This window comes from Agathobacter sp. LCP21S3_B2 (genome assembly GCF_052118705.1).
Taxonomy (GTDB): Bacteria; Bacillota; Clostridia; order Lachnospirales; family Lachnospiraceae; genus Roseburia.
This window is the reverse complement of the sequence record NZ_JBQKGQ010000001.1, coordinates 35,048-52,868: the sequence shown is the minus strand read 5'-3', so window position 1 is coordinate 52,868 and position 17,821 is coordinate 35,048. Positions and strand designations below refer to the sequence as shown.

The following is a 17,821-nucleotide window of genomic DNA, read 5'->3' as shown; positions in this document are numbered from 1 at the left end:
TTGTTGATTCCTCCTTAACTAATACTACCGATTACATGTATGGTAAAATCTTCTTCATATTCTTAACATTTGTCTCATCTGTCATTGTTGCTTTTCTGAGATTTCTCTTTGTCTTTGTTGTTTTCTTAGTTAAGATATGTCTCTTGTAGGCTTTATTTCTTTTTAACTTTCCTGTTCCTGTAACTTTGAAACGTTTTGCAGCTGCTCTGCTTGTTTTCATTTTTGGCATTGTGTGTTCCTCCTTAAATTGTTATCTCTTTTCTGCCAGCACCATACCGATGCTTCTTCCTTCAACCTTTGGTGCTTTCTCCACTACCGCTACATCTGAAAGATTCTCAGCTATATCATCAAGGATATGTTTGCTTGCATTCATATGAGCCATCTCACGTCCCCTGAATCTGAGTGTGATCTTTACCTTGTTTCCTTTTGCAAGGAATTTCTTTGCAGCATTCATCTTGGTATTCAAGTCGTTAGCCTCAATGTTAGGTGAGAGACGAATCTCTTTCAATTCAACGGTCTTCTGCTTTTTCTTTGCATCCTTTTCCTTGCGGGCCTGCTCATAACGATACTTACCATAATCAATCACCTTACATACAGGTGGCTTTGCATTTGGTGCTATCTTTACTAAATCAAGTCCTGCTTCGTCTGCAATCTTTTGAGCTTCTCTTGAAGAAACAATTCCTAACTGTTCTCCATCTGCCCCAATCAGTCGAACTTCTCTGTCTCTGATCTGTTCATTAATCATTAATTCGCTAATGGTCTTGTACCTCCATAAAAAAATAGTGGATAGGCAGACTATCCACTATACAATCTTCAACACAAATGTTTGAAAATATTAACGCTAAGTCGCGCAATTGCGCTTAGGTGAGAGTGGATACTCTACTTTGTTTTCATACAACTACTAGAATATATCACAGACAATTCCGGTTGTCAACACTTTTATCTGAATTCCTATCATTTTATCCGATTATCAGAATTTCTATCATTTAATATTAATAGGTACCAAGAATCTTAAGGGCAATTGCCTCTTCTCTTATGCCTCTTAGCGCATTCTGGACAGCCGTATCCGTAAAACGTCCCTCGAAATCGACAAAGAATCTGTACTCCCATGCCTTATCGGGTATCGGACGAGACTGGATATTTAACATATTGATTCCATTGTATATAAAGTGGGCAAGCATATGATACAGTGCACCACTCTTGTGAGGAGTCTCAAAGCAGATACTTATCCTGTCTGAATCCCTGCGGCACACCTTTTTAGCTGACACAATTATAAACCTTGTCGCATTGTTTTTATTGTTCTGTATGCAGCTCTCAAGTACCTGAAGTCCATATATATCAGCTGAGATATGGCTCGCTATGCCGGCCTGTGTGATATCTCCGTCATCCTTTACCTTCTTTGCCGAAAAAGCCGTATTCCTGACAGCTACCTGATTGATATCCTTGTGCTCATCAAAAAAATCCGAGCACTGCATAAGCGCCTGTGGATGCGAATACACTGTCCTGATATCAGAAATCTTTGCACCGGGAAGTCCCATCAGGCTGTGGTCGATACGGATAATCTGCTCCCCAACTATGTAATTATCGTACTCAACGAGCAAATCATAGTTTTCCGATACAATACCGGCTGAGGAATTTTCTATAGGAAGCACAGCATAATCAGCCTTTCCACACTTGATATCCTCCATGGCATCTTTCCATGTATCCACATTGTAGCCATTGCAGTTCTCGCCAAAGTAGGTCTTCATGGCAAGCTGCGAGTATGCACCCTCAACTCCCTGAAACACAATCCTTGCATTGGAAAAATCCAGGCTGTCTACCTCTGTAAAGTCCTCCTTTTCCACTATGCCGTGCTCTGTCATAAGCTGATATTGCTTCTTGCGACTGGTTGACATAATCTGCTCAAAAAGCTCAACTATACCATGTCTTAAAAAATCATCATCTGCAAGAGCTGATAATTTTTCAAGTTTTTCATCTTCTCTTGTCTTGTCAAAGACCTTTTTGCCGGCAGTTATCTTATACTCGGCAACATGCTTTGAAATTTCCATTCTTTCCTTATATAATCTGACTATTTCATTGTCTATCTCATCGATAGACTCTCTTAATTTCATTAAATCTTCCATCATTGTCTCCTAAAAAAGATATAGTAAAATTCTATTACAAAATTCACAGAAAGGCAAGTAATCCTTGAAAGATTTATCATATGCAGATATAATTTAGTTAAAACTGTAACTATCCAAAGCGGAGGAATTTCCATGAAAAAATATATTAAGCTTCTCATTCTGCTTTTTGTTATATGCATAGCAGGCTTTGTTGCATACCATTATTTAAACACAAAAGTTAAATTTAATTCAACCTATGTAAACGGAAACCTCTCCGGCAATCTGTACAATGCCGGTCTTTTCTGTGAAAGCAACGGTGAAATTTTTTTCTCAAATCCAAATGATAACGGCCGATTATATGCCATGAATGTTGATGGCAGCAATGTACATAAGCTTTGCAACGACTCTGTAATGTACATAAATGCTGACAAAAACTTCATATATTATGTACGAAACAATACAAATAACATAACCAGTACAATGTTCTTTGCATATGACAAAAACAGCTTATGCCGTATCAAAAGAACAGGTGGCAAGGCTTTTATTCTTGACAAAGAGCCATGCATATATGCCTCCCTCATAGGCAATTATATTTATTATCTGCACTATGATACAAAGACAGCCACAACACTATACAGGGTAAAAATTGACGGAACAGAAAAAAAACAGGTATATAACCACTATCTTTTCACCTGCAATGCTTCCGGACAGTATTTTTACTACAATAATCCCGATAATGGTCAGCTTTTCAGATATGACACCGCATCACAGACACAGTCTCTCTTTTATGACTGTAACTGCTATAAGCCTGTTGTGATGGACGAAAATAATATTTTCTATATGGATGTAGACCAAAATAACGCAATTGTCCATGTCAACGTAAACAATCCGAATCCTGTTGTTCTTACCGAAGGAAACATAGAACATTTCAATGTTTACGGCAGCAAAATATTCTATCAGAGAGGTGGCGATGACGCTGCTCTTTGCATGGTAAAGGATGATGGAACCGGCTTTAAGGAATTGGCCAAGGGTGAATACAGTAGTATAAATGTGACATCCCAATACGTATATTTTACAGATTTTTCTTCAAACAAAGTATATTACACGTCAATCTCAAACCCCGGTGATATAAAGCCATTCAACTAATTAAAAAACGCCTGACAGCTTTGCCAGGCGTTTTTTTATTGTCCATCCATATAAAATTCAAATCTTGATCTGTATATGTCACTCGTCTTTTTGGTTCTTTGATCTATCGCTATAACAGACAACACATTATTGCCCTCCGGAATAGGGATAGGAGCTGTATATTCTGTCGATGCTGCAGTAGGGTCTGACGAATCCCATGTATAATACACCTTACAATTTTCAGGAACTGTGATTGTGATATCAGTCTGAGCACCAAATGTTCCTCCATCAGGATCCACCTCCGGTGCTTTCGGAGCCTCAAACTCGATTTCATACCTGGCAGATGCAATTTCACTTTTTATGCCTCTTTCATCAACTGCAACAGCAGTTATCTCATAAGTGCCCTCCCTGTCAAGACTTATCGGATTACGATATTTCTCACCACGACTCAATGGGTTATCCGAATCATACGAATAGTATATTTTCGCATTTTTATCCGCACTTATTGAAAGCTCGAAGGTTTCTCCATATTTACCGCTGCTTTTACTAAATTCAGGCTCTGAAACCACATAATCCTTAAATAACTTAAGTATATCTTTATCCTTAGCACCATCTCGCAATGAAACTATCGCATCATAGTCTTTTTTGGACTCATAGATTGAAATAAGCTTTTTGTATGCCTCCTCGCTTTTCGAATCAACATTTATAATCTCCTGATACAGTATAAGTGCAGCATCATAATCCTTCTTTCCCATATATATATCAGCCAGCTTGTACATGACATCAGTATTATCAGAATCAATTGATAAGGCCTTCTCATAATATGATACAGCCGAATTTGTATCTCCCGACTCATAAGCCTCTTCTGCCTGCTTCACCTGATAATCAAATGAACTTTCATGAGATTTGCGTACATTATTAGTCACAATGACAACCAGTATAACAATAGAAATGACACATACCACCAAGATAATAATCATTCTCTTCTGTTGCGCACTCTTTTCTCTCTGTCTGTCTGACTGTGGCTTCTCAGACATCTGTCTCCCCTGAGACTGTCTCTCCTGCGTCTGTTTTACCTGCTGCATTTCAGACTTTGATGTTCTATCCCGGTTCTGTCCAGTCGGCTGACTGGTATTATAGAACTGCTCTCTCGCTGCTTGGTCAAACCTTATTGTCTTATCTGATACAGACCCTACTGTCTTTTGTTCATCAGTTGACCTGTCATCGTTTCCAACCAGATTATCAAGATAATCATCAAATTCGTTGTAATCAGGCACTATCTGCACCGGATGCCCACAGGCATCGCAGTACAGACTGCCCTCCTTCAATTCATTACCACAATTGGCACATCTCATACATCTAATCCTCTTACATATTGTCTAAAAATGTAGCATTATCTCTTCATAGCCTCGACACAATTGCTCATGAGCATTGCAATTGTCATAGGTCCTACACCGCCAGGTACAGGTGTGATATGTGACGCTTTAGGCATAACAGAATCAAAATCCACATCACCACACAGCTTATTTTCAGCATTTCTGTGAATTCCTACGTCAATGACAACAGCACCATCCTTCACATATGAGGCATCTATAAACTTAGGCTTTCCTATTGCCACAATGAGGATATCTGCATTTTTGCACACCTCTTTTAAATCCTTTGTATGTGAATGGCATACCGTAACTGTTGCATTCTCCCTCAGCATGAGAAGTGACATCGGCTTGCCAACTATATTGCTTCTACCGACCACAACACAGCTTTTCCCATCAATATCTATATTGCTTCTCTTTAAAAGCTGAATGATACCGGCCGGAGTACATGGTAAAAAGCCCGGTTTTCCTATAACCATCGCACCAACACTCTGTGGACTGAAGCCGTCAACATCCTTCTTCGGGTCGATAGCATCAATAACCTTGTCCTCATCGATATGCTTTGGCAGTGGAAGCTGACAGAGAATACCATTTACAGAAGCATCAGCATTGAGCTTTTCGATAAGTTTTAATATCTCATCCTCCGTAGTCTCCTCTGCAAGTTCATACGAGAGCGATTTGATTCCGACATACTCACATGCCTTTTTCTTGTTGCGCACATACACTGATGATGCAGGGTCATTTCCGACCTGAATCACCGCAAGGCACCCCTCGATACCCTTTTTCTTAAGCTCTGCCACTTCTTTCTTAAGCTCATCCTTAATCTGCGTTGAAATTAATTTTCCGTCTATTAGATTAGCCGCCATATTTCCTCCTAGAATAATCCTGTGATCACACCATTGTCATCCACATCAATGCCGTATGCAGCCGGCTTCTTTGAAAGTCCCGGCATAGTCATAATAGAACCGTTTACTGCTACAACAAAGCCTGCACCTGCTGACGCATAAACCTCACGTACGTTGATTTTAAAGCCACTCGGTCTGCCAAGCTTCTTTGCATCGTCAGAAAGCGAATACTGTGTCTTTGCCATACATACAGGAAAATCTCCCATTCCAAGGTCTGTAATCCTCTTAAGCTCTCTCTCTGCTGCCGGAGAATATGTAACACCATCTGCTCCATATATTTCTTTTGCAACAGTTTCAATCTTTTCCTTAAGTGAAAGACTGTCATCATAAAGCACCTTAAAATTGCTTTCCTTGTGCTCGATTGTTTCAAGCACCTTGTTGGCAAGATCAATTCCGCCTTCGCCACCCTTCTCCCATACCTCTGAGAGTGCAAATTCACAGCCTCTTTCCTTACAGAACTGCTCTACAAAATCAGTCTCAGCCTTGGTGTCTGTGACAAATGAATTTAATGTGACAACTACAGGCACACCAAACTTGTGAAGATTCTCAATATGCTTCTCAAGATTTACGATTCCAGCCTTAAGTGCATCAAGATTCTCTGATGAAAGTTCATCCTTCGGCACGCCGCCATTATATTTTAATGCTCTGATTGTTGCAACAAGTACAACTGCATCCGGCTTAAGTCCTGCCATACGGCACTTGATATCAAAGAACTTCTCTGCGCCAAGGTCTGCACCAAAGCCTGCCTCAGTAATAACATAGTCTGCAAGCTTTAATGCTGTCTTTGTGGCACGGACACTGTTACATCCGTGTGCTATATTGGCAAAAGGTCCACCGTGAACTATCGCCGGTGTATGCTCAAGTGTCTGGATAAGGTTCGGCTTTAAGGCATCCTTTAAGAGAGCAGCCATAGAGCCTGTAGCCTGAAGATCATCGGCTGTGACAGGCTTTCCGTCAAAGGTGTATGCCACGATAATTCTGCCAAGGCGCTTCTTTAAATCTGCCATATCATCAGCCAGGCAGAGTATAGCCATAATCTCAGATGCTACAGTGATGACAAAATGATCCTCTCTGACCATTCCGTCCATCTTGCTTCCAAGACCAACAACAATATTTCTCAGGACACGGTCATTCATATCCATACATCTCTTCCATACAATCTGGCGCGGGTCGATGCCAAGCTCGTTGCCCTGCTGGATATGATTGTCAAGAAGTGCTGCAAGCAGATTGTTCGCAGATGTAATTGCATGAAAATCTCCTGTAAAATGAAGATTTAAATCCTCCATTGGGACAACCTGTGCATATCCGCCACCGGCTGCTCCTCCCTTGATACCAAAGCAAGGTCCAAGTGACGGCTCACGAAGTGCGATAAGTGCTTTCTTCCCAAGGCGTCCAAATGCCTCTCCAAGACCGACGCTTGTGGTTGTCTTTCCCTCTCCTGCAGGAGTCGGGTTTATAGCTGTAACAAGTATGAGCTTTCCGTCAGGATTTTTCTTTGTGCGATTGATGAGCTCATCAGAAATCTTTGCCTTATACTTTCCATAAAGCTCTAAGTCATCCTCTTTAATCCCTATAGATGCTGCTACATCCTTGATTGGAAGCATTGTAGCTTCCTGTGCGATTTGAATATCTGTTTTCATTTTTCTCTGCTCCTTTGTGTTAATTATTCTCTAATATAGTATCTAATTCCTCTTTAGTCACCAGAACCTTGCGGGGCTTTGTGCCCTCCTCCGGTCCCACTACACCGGCTTCCTCTAGCTGATCCATAATGCGGGCTGCTCTGTTGAAGCCAATCTTAAGGTATCTTTGAAGCATTCCTATTGAAGCTCTCTCCTTGTCTGTGATGATTGACGCAGCCTCTGCAAAGTAAGAATCCCTGCCATCATCCGTGTTTTCAACATCTGAAATGGTAACGGTTGTATTTGTCGTATCATTCGACAGGCTCTCCATCTTTTGTGCCACATCATTACTGTACTGTGCATTCTCATTATTTTCAATAATAAATTTCACAATATTGGAAACTTCTTTATCTGAAACGAATGCGCCCTGTACTCGAAGGGGCTTCGGAACACCCTGTGGGTCAAATAACATATCTCCCTTTCCAAGGAGCTTTTCCGCACCATTCATATCAAGTATGGTACGACTGTCAACACCGCTTGTAACCGCAAATGCGATACGGCTTGGCATATTCGCCTTGATGAGACCTGTAATAACATTAACAGAAGGCCTCTGTGTAGCTATAATCAGATGTATACCGGCTGCTCTCGCAAGCTGTGCCAGCCTGCATATTGCCTCCTCTACATCCTTTGATGCAACCATCATAAGATCTGCAAGCTCGTCCACTATAATGACAATCTGTGGCATCTTTGGCGGTTTTTCTGTATCCTTGCCATCCATTGCATCAATCATGGCATTGTAACCGTTTATTTCCCTGACACCGCTGTTTGCAAACTTCTCGTATCGGTCGGTCATCTCTGAAACCGCCCAGTTTAATGCTCCTGCAGCTTTTTTAGGATCTGTAACAACCGGAATCATCAGATGAGGTATGCCATTGTATACACTAAGCTCAACCACCTTCGGGTCAATCATAATCAGCTTTACCTCATCCGGCTTTGCCTTGTATAGTATACTCATGATAATTGTATTGATACAAACTGACTTACCTGAGCCGGTAGCACCTGCAATTAAAAGATGTGGCATTTTTGCGATATCCGTAACCTTAACCTTGCCAGCAATATCTTTTCCCACTGCAAAGGTAATCTTTGATTTGGAATTTTTAAATTCTTCAGACTCCACAAGCTCCCTGAAGGAAACAGCAACACTCTGGCTGTTTGGCACTTCGATGCCCACAGCGGCTTTTCCCGGAATAGGAGCCTCGATTCGTATATCCGCGGCTGCCAGATTAAGCTTTATATCATCTGCCAGATTCACAATCTTTGATACCTTCACTCCAAGCTCCGGTGTGATTTCAAACCTTGTAACAGCAGGACCGCAGCTTATATTATTCACCTTCGCATTCACCCCAAACACATTAAGAGTCTGTTCAAGCTTTGCCGCCGTCTCACGCAAATGAGCCTGCGAATCACCGGTTTTTCCCCTGTCAGGAGCCTTAAGCAGATCAACAACCGGAAATATATACGGCTTCTGCTGGATTTCATTTTCTGCGTCATTTATCGCTATCTGCTCGCTGACTTTTTCAACCTCTTTGGCAAGCTCATCCTTGTCTGATTTGACATTTTTCTTACTCGGCTCTGCTGCAGGTGGTTTTGTCATTACCACATCTGCAGCCGGAGCTGATAATTTTGATTGCAGCTCATTATCTTTTTGTATGCCAAAATCATCAGATATATCAGGCTCCACGCAGCCCGATATAGGTATCTGCGACACATGGCTTGCAGCTGTTGCCCCCGAGCCGTCCGGTTTCATGCCATTAATCTGCTGCAGGGTCTTTCTTCCAAGCTCATCTGCATTGTCGCTGCCAGCCCCTCCACCAAAAACAGGTACCGGCTCCGATGCCACACCAAAATCCGGTTCCTGCACCATCTCCCCTGCATTTCCCGAAGTAAGGCTTGTCGTCTTTTTCTCCTTTATGGCCGGTGAACTCGGATAATTCTCTATAGTTATCTCACCAAGTGCATCTGTAGTGGAAGCCCCCTGTCCAAATATCCCGGCATGTGCTGTATCACCATCAGTCACGCTTGAATCTAACGCGTTTTCACTGCCATCAATTTTTGTATCAAGTGACACTCCTGTTATCTTATTATCCATCCTGCGGCCGGCACGCTTACTCTTTCTGCCACCTTTTGCAGTATCCTTTAAGTCACTCTCTGTATCATCCGAAGCCAAAGCAGCTTTCGTCTGGCGCTCTCTTGACTTATACTCGCGATACTCCTGATATCTCTCATTATTCTCACGCGCTGACTCATATACCTTGCGGCCGCCGTTTCTCATGCCCTTCATAAATGATTTACCGGTAATGAGTACAAGGCAGATAATCATCACAACTATTGTCACCACATATGCTCCTATAATACCTACCGCCGGAACCAAAATATAGCCTATGAGAGCACCTATAAAGCCACCACCCGAATGCCTTTCCACACTATCAATATATGACTGCACCGGTGAAACCGCAAAGTCACCATACACTGCCAGATACATAAATACGCATATAAACCATATGAGAATTATGGTCATAACAAGCTTCATGATAGCATATGAATTGCCCTTATTGGAAACAGCAAAAAAGCTGCCTACTAAAAGCACAGGCGGAAAAATATATGCCACCATTCCAAACATGCCAAAAAGGAAACCGCTTACAGCGTCCCCCAGATGACCACCTATCCCAAAATTGCTTATAAATAAAAGGATTGAAACAGCTACTACTATCCATAGAAATATTTCCTTTTTAAAGGCCTGCTGCCTCTCTATCTGAGCCATTCTCTCCTTTTTCGTCTGTCTTTTTGCTGAGGATTTCTTCCTCGTTGCCATGTAACTAACCTCCGAATTTTGATTTACAGAGTATATAATAACATATTTCTTCGATTCTGTGTAATTTTTCTATAGTTATTTTTCGATTTTATATTAAAAATAGGTAACTGAATAATTACAAAAATACCCCGCCACAAACGGCGGGGCATTTTGTTTGCGAGTCCTTTCGCATACAAACTGATTACTTCAAAAATATTTATTCACCAATAAGGTAATTGTATAATCCCTCATATTTGAACTTGGAAGCATTCCAAGAGAAATCATTGGCCATGCCCCTGTCCACAATCTGATTCCATTCACGCTTCTTATCGAAGAAGATGTGCTTAGAATAATTGATCACTGCAAGCATCTCATCGGCATTGTAGTTTGAGAATGAGAAGCCATCTCCTGAATTCTCATACTCATTATAAGGCTTAACCGTATCCTTGAGACCTCCTGTCTCACGAACAATCGGAACTGTACCATAGCGGAATGAGATAAGCTGTGTCAGACCGCAAGGCTCAAATCTGGATGGCATCAAGAATGCATCAGCAGCCGCATAGAGCTTGTGAGCCAGATCATCGGAGTAACAGATATTTGCTGAAACCCTGTCAGGATATTTCCATGCATAGTGTCTGAACATATTCTCATACTGAGGATCTCCTGTACCGATAACAACAAGCTGTGTGAAATCATCCACGATACCCTCAATCACATGATTGATGAGGTCAAGTCCCTTCTGGTCTGTAAGTCTTGAAATGAGACCTATCATATACTTCTTCTTGTCAACCGCAAGGCCAAGATCCTGCTGAAGCTTTGTCTTGTTGTTGAACTTCTTCTTTCTGAAATCGGAAGCATTGTAATTGCAATAGATTCTGCCATCAGTCTGTGGGTCATAGGCATTGTAATCAATACCGTTTACGATACCCTGCATGTCAAAATGTCTGGCACTTAAGAGTCCGTTCAATCCCTCACCATAGTACTCTGTCTGAATCTCGTTTGCATATGTATCACTGACAGTGGTAATGTAGTCAGCATATACAAGACCACCCTTAAGCATATTTGCATCCTTCTTGAACTCAAGCTTATCAGGTGTGAACAGATTGTCTGTAAAACCTGAAACACCCTGTACCCACTCCTTGTCCCAGATACCCTGGAACTTAAGATTGTGGATAGTTATGATAGTCTTGATACCCCAGAAGAATGGATTTGCGGCAAACTCATTCTTTAAGTATACAGGCAGAAAGCCTGTCTGCCAGTCATGACAGTGTATAATATCCGGCTTAAAATCAATAAGCGGGAGCATAGAGAGTACAGCCTTGTCAAAGAATGTATACTTCTCAATCTCAAACTTTGTGTCAGAAGTATATGGAGAAAATCCTGTAAAGAACTCCTGATTGTCAATAAAGTAATATGTAATGCCGTCCTGCTCATATTTGAGCACGCCGACATACTTGTCCTGCACGTATGGACCTGAGCTCATGTAAAAATGGGTAACATACTCAAAATTATTGCGATACTGCTCCGGTATACAGCTATAATCAGGTATTACAACCCTTACATCCCAATAGTTCTTGTCAAACTCTTTAGGAAGTGCACCGCACACATCTGCGAGACCTCCTGTTTTTATAAATGGTACACACTCTGAAGCTACAAATAGAATCTTCTTCATATTCTCCTCCCGCTAAAACCCGTGATATATAATATTTAGTTTACTCTTCCCAATTGTGGTATACTTCCTGGACGTCGTCATCATCGTCAAGAAGGTCTAAGATACGGCCGATATTCGTGATATCAGCTTCATCTGTCAGTGTGACATATGTCTGTGGAATCATTGTGACCTCTGCTGAAGCCATTGTGATGCCAGCCTCCTCAAGAGCAGCCCTGACTGCATCAAAATCAGCAGGTGCAGTTGTAATCTCGTAGCTGTCCTCCTCATCGGCGAAATCCTCAGCGCCTGCATCGAGTGCCTGCATCATAAGATCATCTGCATCCATATCGCACTCTTCCTTGTCAATGATGATCTGACCCTTCTCGTCAAACATGTAAGATACACAACCCTGTGTACCGATGCTTCCATGTCCCTTTGTGAAAGCATTACGGACATTGGCCGCTGTACGGTTCTTATTGTCTGTAAGACACTTTACGATAATAGCTGTGCCTGATGGTCCATAGCCCTCATATGTAGCTGTCTCATAGTTTACACTGTTGCCGTCTCCTGCTGCCTTTTTGATGCCTCTTTCGATTGTATCGTTTGGCATGTTGTTGGCCTTTGCCTTGGCAACTACCTGTGCAAGCTTGAAGTTATTGGCTGGATCCGGTCCTCCCTCTTTAACTGCAACTGCAAGTTCTCTACCGATCATTGTAAAGATTTTGCCCTTTGCAGCATCATTTTTCTCTTTCTTATGCTTGATATTCGCAAATTTAGAATGTCCTGACATAATTTATATCCTCTTTTCTACTTTTAAAAATAATCCATACCTTATAATATCATTTTTTTTCTTCCGGCGCAAGTTTCTTAATCATTACCTGCTTAATAACCTTATCCTCCACGCTCATGACAGAAAATTTATAGCCATACGCGCTAATAACAGTCTTATCCCCTTCCTCCGGAATCTTATCCGATAGCGATATGATAAAACCGTTAAGCGTCTCGTAGGCATCATCATCAACAGGCAGTGCCAGCGCCTCCTTCACATCGGAAAACTCAGTCATGCCGTCCATGATAAATGTCTCGTCATCATTCTTTCTGATATAGTTTTCTTCCTCATCGTGCTCATCCTCTATGTTTCCGACAAGCTCCTCAAGTATATCCTCCATCGCGATAAGTCCCGATATCTGTCCATACTCATCCACTACCATCGCAAGATGACTCTTTTTAGACTGCATCTTCTTGAACAGATCATTGATATTTACCGTCTCGGGTATGAAGTCCACCGGCCTGATAAGCCCGTCTATGTCCTTGATACTGCTGCGGTAAACCTCATTTTTTTCAAAAAACGTAAAAGCATCCTTGATATGTAAGACTCCGATGATACTGTCAACATCGTTTTCATAGACCGGAAAGCGTGATTTGCCTGTATCTATGATAAATTCGATGGCATCGATAAAGGACATATTACCGTCGAGGCTTACGATATTCTTGCGGTGAGTCATGATATCCTTTACTTCCTTATCATCAAACTCAAACACATTGTGTATCAGTTCTGCCTCAGACGCAAGGATTGTGCCCTGCTCGTGTCCCTCCCTGACCATGGAAATAATTTCTTCCTCTGTGACATCATCATTTCCAAGTATTCCATCGAGAGTCTTTTTGTTGTTTTTCATTCCGTAGAGCAATACTCCAATACACGAAAGAAGTATCACTACAAGTATTGATAAAATTATAATTGCATATAACATAATATTTTTATTATCCTATGTAATAAGTTCTAAGCTGATTTCAAGCGCCCTGTCTATTTTAAGCAGTGTGTCCTCATCAAGATGGCACACCTTATCCTTAAGTCTTTTTTTGTCGATTGTGCGAAGCTGCTCTAAAAGTACAACCGAATCCTTCGCAAGCGCATACTCCTTGCAGGCAAGTTCCACGTGGGTAGGCAGCTTTGCTTTATGCATCTGCGAGGTTATGGCTGCACAGATTACTGTCGGGCTGTGTCTGTTTCCGACATCATTTTGTATTATAAGGACAGGTCTTATCCCGCCCTGCTCTGAGCCTACAACAGGCCTTAAATCAGCGTAATAAATATCTCCTCTTTGAATAATCATACACGAATACACTCCATATTATGGTATACAAAAAGTATCTCCAGATTTTTCGAGTGTATTCTTAAAAGTTACACTTTTTTAGTTTTTGTGGTAGATTCTTGGAACACGCGGTGTGATAAGACATGCAAACTCATAGTTGAATCTGCCTGAAAGCTCACCTAACTGCTCCATAGTGATTGTCTCATCCCCGTCTTTACCGAGCAAAGTAACTGCATCACCTATTTTCACATCGGGTATGTCTGTCACATCAACCATAAACTGATCCATACAGACCCTTCCGCATATAGGCGCCTTTTTTCCTTTTATGAGAACCCAGCCCTTGTTTGAAAGCCCTCTTGAATATCCATCACCATATCCTACCGGGACAGTTGCTATCCTCATATGATGCTCTACCGTAAATGTGCCGCCGTAGCTTATGTGCCTGCCCGGCTCAAGTTCCTTTACATAAGCAACCCTGCTGTGCAGTGACATGACAGGCTTTAGGGAGATTTTACTCTTGTCTACCTCCTCTGACGGCCACAGACCATAAAGTGTGATGCCGGCTCTGACCATATCCATATTGCACTCAGGGATTTCTACTATTCCCGCACTGTTTGAGCAGTGCTTAATCGGGATCTCGACTCCTCTTGCCTCAACAAGAGCTATCATTCTCTTAAAAAGCTCAAACTGCTCAAAGGCAGGCTCCTTTGACAGCTCATCTGCCCTTGCAAAGTGAGTGAATATTCCCTCTATCATAATATTCGGCAGCTTAGCAATCTGTGCAATAATATCTGCACTTTTCTCAGTCACCTGAAAGCCTATACGGCACATACCGGTATCTATCTTGATATGTATCTTACAGGTTTTATTCTTAGCGACAGCGATACGCGATAGCTCCTTAGCTGTCTCATATGTACATACCGCCGGGCGCACATCGTTGTCCACTATCTCCTCAAACTGCTCCGGGAAGCTGAGTCCTAAAATAAGTATCGGCTTTTTTCTGCCTGCTGCGATAAGCTGCATTGCCTCGTTGCTTGTAGCAACGGCATAGCCCCACAGATACGGAAGCGGCTCCAGTACCTCTGAAACAGCCTCAGCACCGTGACCGTAACCATCAGCCTTTACGACTGCTGCCATCATTGTCCCCGGCTTTAGCTTATTGTGCATCGACTCCATATTATATAAAATTGCATCTAGATCTATATCTGCTCTGATTCTGTTAATTGCCATTTTTTTCCACCTTAATCCAAACTTCATCTAATCCATCAATAATATCACTTGCTATCATACCATAAGAGCCGGTATTGTCAAATGCCATATCACCGGCAAGTCCATGAATAAATGCACCGTACGCCGCGGCCTTTTTCGTGTCATGCCACTGTACCAGAAGACCTCCCACGATACCGCTTAGCACATCTCCGCTTCCGGCTGTTGCCATACCGCAGTTGCCGGACAGATTGATAAACTTTTCGCCATCAGCCGCTGCGATAATCGTACGAAAATCCTTAAGCACACAAGTCACATTGTACAAGCTTGCAAACTCCCCTGCCACACCGATGATATCCTCCTGTATATGTGGAATACTGTATCCTGTAAGTCTGGACATCTCGCCCAGGTGTGGAGTCACTATGACAGGCATTTTATGTTCCTTAAGCAGTGCCATGCTTTCTGATATGATATTAAGCGCATCCGCATCAATCACAAGAGGTATCTCTGCTGTTTTTAGTACTGTTTCAACTAACATTTTGGCATTATCAGACTTTGAAAGACCCGGACCTATCACCACTGCATCTGCCCACTCAAGCTCTGTCTCAAGTGCTTTAGCTGACGTGATATCAGTACAAAGCAGTGCTTCCGGCAAAGCACATTGGATTATTGAGCGGTTGCACTCCGGCGTTATAATTTTCACAAGCCCTGCTCCGCTTTTATATGCAGCCTTTGCCGAAAGCACCGCCGCACCTGCCATATTGCGGCTTCCTGCAATAACTAACAGTTTTCCGAAAGTTCCCTTGTTGGAGTGTACCGGTCTGTTATCAAGCTTCTTTAAATCAGACTCATCAAGAGCCCTTACTGATGGCAGATTACCACAAAAGCTGTGGTCATCTATGCCTATAGGCACCACCTTAACCAGACCGCAATAATCACAGCCCGGCCACAGGAGAAGGCCTGTCTTTTTATAAGAAAAAGTATATGTGAAATCTGCTTTAAAAGTGCATCCCATCACATGTCCTTTATCAGAATCCACTCCCGACGGCACGTCGACCGCCACCCTGTAAGCATTTGCCTTGTTAACGGCTGAAATCACATCTGCTAAAGAGCCTTCTATGGCTCGCTTAAGCCCTGTGCCAAACAGTGCATCTATTATTACGTCACTTTTACACACACTCTCAATATCAGAGACCACCTTGAAGCCATACCTTGCGTATATATTTTTCTGCAGCTCAAAGAGCTCGCTTCCTGCCTCATCTGTGCCAAAAGCATAGTACACCATGCATCTGTATCCGGCCTGATTTAAAAGTCTTGCTATCGTGATACCGTCTCCTGCATTATTGCCTCTGCCGCATATCACGGCAAACTCCTTTGATTTATCAAAACATGCAACAAGCTCCCGGACAACACCGGCCGCAGCCTGCTCCATCAGCACCACCGAAGGAACCAAAAAGACCTGTGATGTTGTATCGTCCAGAAGCTTCATTTCATTACCTGTAACAATATATTCCAATATCAATTCCCCTTATTCTCATTGTTTGCATTATCAGCCTTTGCATTATTGGCATTAAAGACCATAGGATCGTCATATTCAATATCAAAAAGATCCAAAACCTCAGCGCCAAAAATATCATGAAGATATGAATAAATCTCCCTGTTGTTGATATCTCTGTTCTGTTTTCTGATTACATTCTTTTTGAGCTCAACTCTTATATTTGCAATCCAGTCGTCAATTTCTTTTGATTCCAGTTTGTTTTTCTCGATTTTTTCACTGAAGTAATCCATCGACAAAAGCATCAGCCTGTCATTAACTGCTTTTATATTCTTTTGGATTTCAATAAGCTCTCCCTCGATATTGTCGGCTTTCTCATTTATCTCATCTATAATCTGCTTATCCTTGTCGCGCTTTTCATCTCCGTCATCGCCCATGTTGGCGACAATATTTGTCATGGTCTTTGACTTAAGCTTCTTCAAATCCTTGAGCTCATTATTGTACTTTCCCTGCAGCTTCAACAGCTCATCCAGTTCTTTTTCCGTGGCTGATATTTCATCAGTCTTACCATGAATGGCAAAAAGCCTGTGCCATTTCTGGTCTAAAACCAGTAAAGGCACCTTTTTTCCTTTTAATGCAGCCTCAAAATCTTTTTTATCATTCATAAAACTCACCCTCTATTTATTTTTGGAATTTTTTACAATATTGTAGCTGAGCTGCATAAGGCTGTCAGACAGATGTACACTCTCCACAACCACATCCTTGTCAGGTATTTCAAGGTCCACATGAGCGAAATTCCATATAGCCTTTATCCCCAGTTCAACAAGCTTTGACGCAATGGTATCAGCCTTTGACTTTGGCATGGTAAGCGCAGCAATATCCACCCTGTGTGTCCTGCAATACTCTCCCAGCTCGTTTAGCATAAGGATTGGAATGCCTCGCACACTCTTTCCTGAAAGATCAGGATTCACATCAAAGAGGGCCGTAATCACAAAACCAAGCTTTTCAAACTTTACATAATTGGCAAGCGCCTGTCCCAGATTACCTGCACCGATGATAATTATTCTATGCTCAGTGTCAAGTCCCATTATCTTTCCTATTTCCTCGTAGAGGAACTGAACATTGTATCCGTATCCCTGCTGTCCAAAGCCTCCGAAATTGTTGAGATCCTGTCTGATTTGCGAAGCTGTAACCTTCATTCTGTGACTCAGATCGTTTGATGAAATACGCTCCACTCCCTCATCTAAAAGCTCTCCGAGATATCTATAGTATCGTGGCAGTCGTCTGATAACCGCCTGTGATATTTCTTTACTCAAGTCCTATTCCTCCAATCATCAGGATGTCATTTCTATTTTAAAGACAAAAACCCAAGACTAATTATAATTTTTTGAAGGTCATCTGTCA

Annotated in this window: 16 protein-coding genes; 1 reads left to right on the top strand and 15 read right to left on the bottom strand. The window is 42.0% G+C overall.

The annotated features are described in order from the left end of the window. Positions 1-31: 31 nt before the first annotated feature. The 3 genes from rpmI to ACTQ1L_RS00230 form a co-directional block, all read right to left on the bottom strand. Positions 32-229, bottom strand: coding sequence for a 50S ribosomal protein L35 (rpmI, locus tag ACTQ1L_RS00240; protein ID WP_012742791.1), 198 nt, complete (start codon positions 227-229; stop codon positions 32-34). A gap of 21 nt (positions 230-250) precedes the next feature. Beyond that, the gene (gene infC / locus ACTQ1L_RS00235) at positions 251-745 is read right to left on the bottom strand and encodes a translation initiation factor IF-3 (protein WP_012742792.1); all 495 of its coding nucleotides are present in this window, start codon (positions 743-745) and stop codon (positions 251-253) included. A 247-nt stretch (positions 746-992) separates the two neighbouring features. Beyond that, complete coding sequence (locus tag ACTQ1L_RS00230) at positions 993-2,123, bottom strand: bifunctional chorismate mutase/prephenate dehydratase (protein ID WP_441365035.1); 1,131 nt, start codon at positions 2,121-2,123, stop codon at positions 993-995. 132 nt (positions 2,124-2,255) lie between these two features. Between ACTQ1L_RS00230 and ACTQ1L_RS00225 the strand changes: the two genes are divergently transcribed. After that, positions 2,256-3,248, top strand: a complete 993-nt coding sequence (locus ACTQ1L_RS00225; protein WP_441365034.1) for a DUF5050 domain-containing protein — start codon at positions 2,256-2,258, stop codon at positions 3,246-3,248. Positions 3,249-3,283: 35 nt separating this feature from the next. Here the strand turns inward: ACTQ1L_RS00225 and ACTQ1L_RS00220 are convergent, their stop codons facing one another. The 12 genes from ACTQ1L_RS00220 to ACTQ1L_RS00165 all read right to left on the bottom strand — a co-directional run bounded on the left by ACTQ1L_RS00220 (position 3,284) and on the right by ACTQ1L_RS00165 (position 17,733). After that, complete coding sequence (locus ACTQ1L_RS00220; protein ID WP_441365033.1) at positions 3,284-4,582, bottom strand: chitobiase/beta-hexosaminidase C-terminal domain-containing protein; 1,299 nt, start codon at positions 4,580-4,582, stop codon at positions 3,284-3,286. A 38-nt stretch (positions 4,583-4,620) separates the two neighbouring features. Then, a complete protein-coding gene (gene folD, locus ACTQ1L_RS00215; protein ID WP_441365032.1) occupies positions 4,621-5,463 on the bottom strand; it encodes a bifunctional methylenetetrahydrofolate dehydrogenase/methenyltetrahydrofolate cyclohydrolase FolD in 843 nt (280 codons plus the stop codon). 8 nt (positions 5,464-5,471) lie between these two features. Next, positions 5,472-7,142, bottom strand: a complete 1,671-nt coding sequence (locus ACTQ1L_RS00210; protein WP_015516565.1) for a formate--tetrahydrofolate ligase — start codon at positions 7,140-7,142, stop codon at positions 5,472-5,474. 19 nt (positions 7,143-7,161) lie between these two features. Next, positions 7,162-9,993, bottom strand: coding sequence for a DNA translocase FtsK 4TM domain-containing protein (locus ACTQ1L_RS00205; protein ID WP_441365031.1), 2,832 nt, complete (start codon positions 9,991-9,993; stop codon positions 7,162-7,164). A gap of 196 nt (positions 9,994-10,189) precedes the next feature. Beyond that, positions 10,190-11,644, bottom strand: coding sequence for a glycogen synthase GlgA (glgA, locus tag ACTQ1L_RS00200; RefSeq protein WP_441365030.1), 1,455 nt, complete (start codon positions 11,642-11,644; stop codon positions 10,190-10,192). Positions 11,645-11,684: 40 nt separating this feature from the next. Beyond that, the gene (locus ACTQ1L_RS00195) at positions 11,685-12,413 is read right to left on the bottom strand and encodes a YebC/PmpR family DNA-binding transcriptional regulator (RefSeq protein ID WP_321111638.1); all 729 of its coding nucleotides are present in this window, start codon (positions 12,411-12,413) and stop codon (positions 11,685-11,687) included. Positions 12,414-12,462: 49 nt separating this feature from the next. Then, positions 12,463-13,374, bottom strand: a complete 912-nt coding sequence (locus tag ACTQ1L_RS00190; protein ID WP_321111637.1) for a hemolysin family protein — start codon at positions 13,372-13,374, stop codon at positions 12,463-12,465. A gap of 15 nt (positions 13,375-13,389) precedes the next feature. Further along, a complete protein-coding gene (locus tag ACTQ1L_RS00185; RefSeq protein WP_012742802.1) occupies positions 13,390-13,737 on the bottom strand; it encodes a type II toxin-antitoxin system PemK/MazF family toxin in 348 nt (115 codons plus the stop codon). Positions 13,738-13,815: 78 nt separating this feature from the next. Continuing rightward, positions 13,816-14,946, bottom strand: a complete 1,131-nt coding sequence (gene alr, locus ACTQ1L_RS00180; RefSeq protein ID WP_321111635.1) for an alanine racemase — start codon at positions 14,944-14,946, stop codon at positions 13,816-13,818. Continuing rightward, positions 14,936-16,438 (bottom strand): NAD(P)H-hydrate dehydratase, encoded by a 1,503-nt coding sequence (locus tag ACTQ1L_RS00175; RefSeq protein WP_441365029.1) that lies wholly within the window; start codon positions 16,436-16,438, stop codon positions 14,936-14,938. The genes alr and ACTQ1L_RS00175 overlap by 11 nt, the downstream gene beginning before the upstream one ends. A gap of 2 nt (positions 16,439-16,440) precedes the next feature. Beyond that, positions 16,441-17,082, bottom strand: coding sequence for a hypothetical protein (locus tag ACTQ1L_RS00170; RefSeq protein WP_441365028.1), 642 nt, complete (start codon positions 17,080-17,082; stop codon positions 16,441-16,443). Between the two features lie 12 nt (positions 17,083-17,094). After that, the gene (locus ACTQ1L_RS00165) at positions 17,095-17,733 is read right to left on the bottom strand and encodes a redox-sensing transcriptional repressor Rex (RefSeq protein ID WP_441365027.1); all 639 of its coding nucleotides are present in this window, start codon (positions 17,731-17,733) and stop codon (positions 17,095-17,097) included. Positions 17,734-17,821 lie beyond the last annotated feature (88 nt).

Bases quoted from the DNA above. Each gene is read 5' to 3' on its own strand.
- rpmI (WP_012742791.1), bottom strand. From the start codon at position 229: ATGCCAAAAATGAAAACAAGCAGAGCAGCTGCAAAACGTTTCAAAGTT.
- infC (WP_012742792.1), bottom strand. From the start codon at position 745: ATGATTAATGAACAGATCAGAGACAGAGAAGTTCGACTGATTGGGGCA.
- ACTQ1L_RS00230 (WP_441365035.1), bottom strand. From the start codon at position 2,123: ATGGAAGATTTAATGAAATTAAGAGAGTCTATCGATGAGATAGACAAT.
- ACTQ1L_RS00225 (WP_441365034.1), top strand. From the start codon at position 2,256: ATGAAAAAATATATTAAGCTTCTCATTCTGCTTTTTGTTATATGCATA.
- ACTQ1L_RS00220 (WP_441365033.1), bottom strand. From the start codon at position 4,582: ATGAGATGTGCCAATTGTGGTAATGAATTGAAGGAGGGCAGTCTGTAC.
- folD (WP_441365032.1), bottom strand. From the start codon at position 5,463: ATGGCGGCTAATCTAATAGACGGAAAATTAATTTCAACGCAGATTAAG.
- ACTQ1L_RS00210 (WP_015516565.1), bottom strand. From the start codon at position 7,142: ATGAAAACAGATATTCAAATCGCACAGGAAGCTACAATGCTTCCAATC.
- ACTQ1L_RS00205 (WP_441365031.1), bottom strand. From the start codon at position 9,993: ATGGCAACGAGGAAGAAATCCTCAGCAAAAAGACAGACGAAAAAGGAG.
- glgA (WP_441365030.1), bottom strand. From the start codon at position 11,644: ATGAAGAAGATTCTATTTGTAGCTTCAGAGTGTGTACCATTTATAAAA.
- ACTQ1L_RS00195 (WP_321111638.1), bottom strand. From the start codon at position 12,413: ATGTCAGGACATTCTAAATTTGCGAATATCAAGCATAAGAAAGAGAAA.
- ACTQ1L_RS00190 (WP_321111637.1), bottom strand. From the start codon at position 13,374: ATGTTATATGCAATTATAATTTTATCAATACTTGTAGTGATACTTCTT.
- ACTQ1L_RS00185 (WP_012742802.1), bottom strand. From the start codon at position 13,737: ATGATTATTCAAAGAGGAGATATTTATTACGCTGATTTAAGGCCTGTT.
- alr (WP_321111635.1), bottom strand. From the start codon at position 14,946: ATGGCAATTAACAGAATCAGAGCAGATATAGATCTAGATGCAATTTTA.
- ACTQ1L_RS00170 (WP_441365028.1), bottom strand. From the start codon at position 17,082: ATGAATGATAAAAAAGATTTTGAGGCTGCATTAAAAGGAAAAAAGGTG.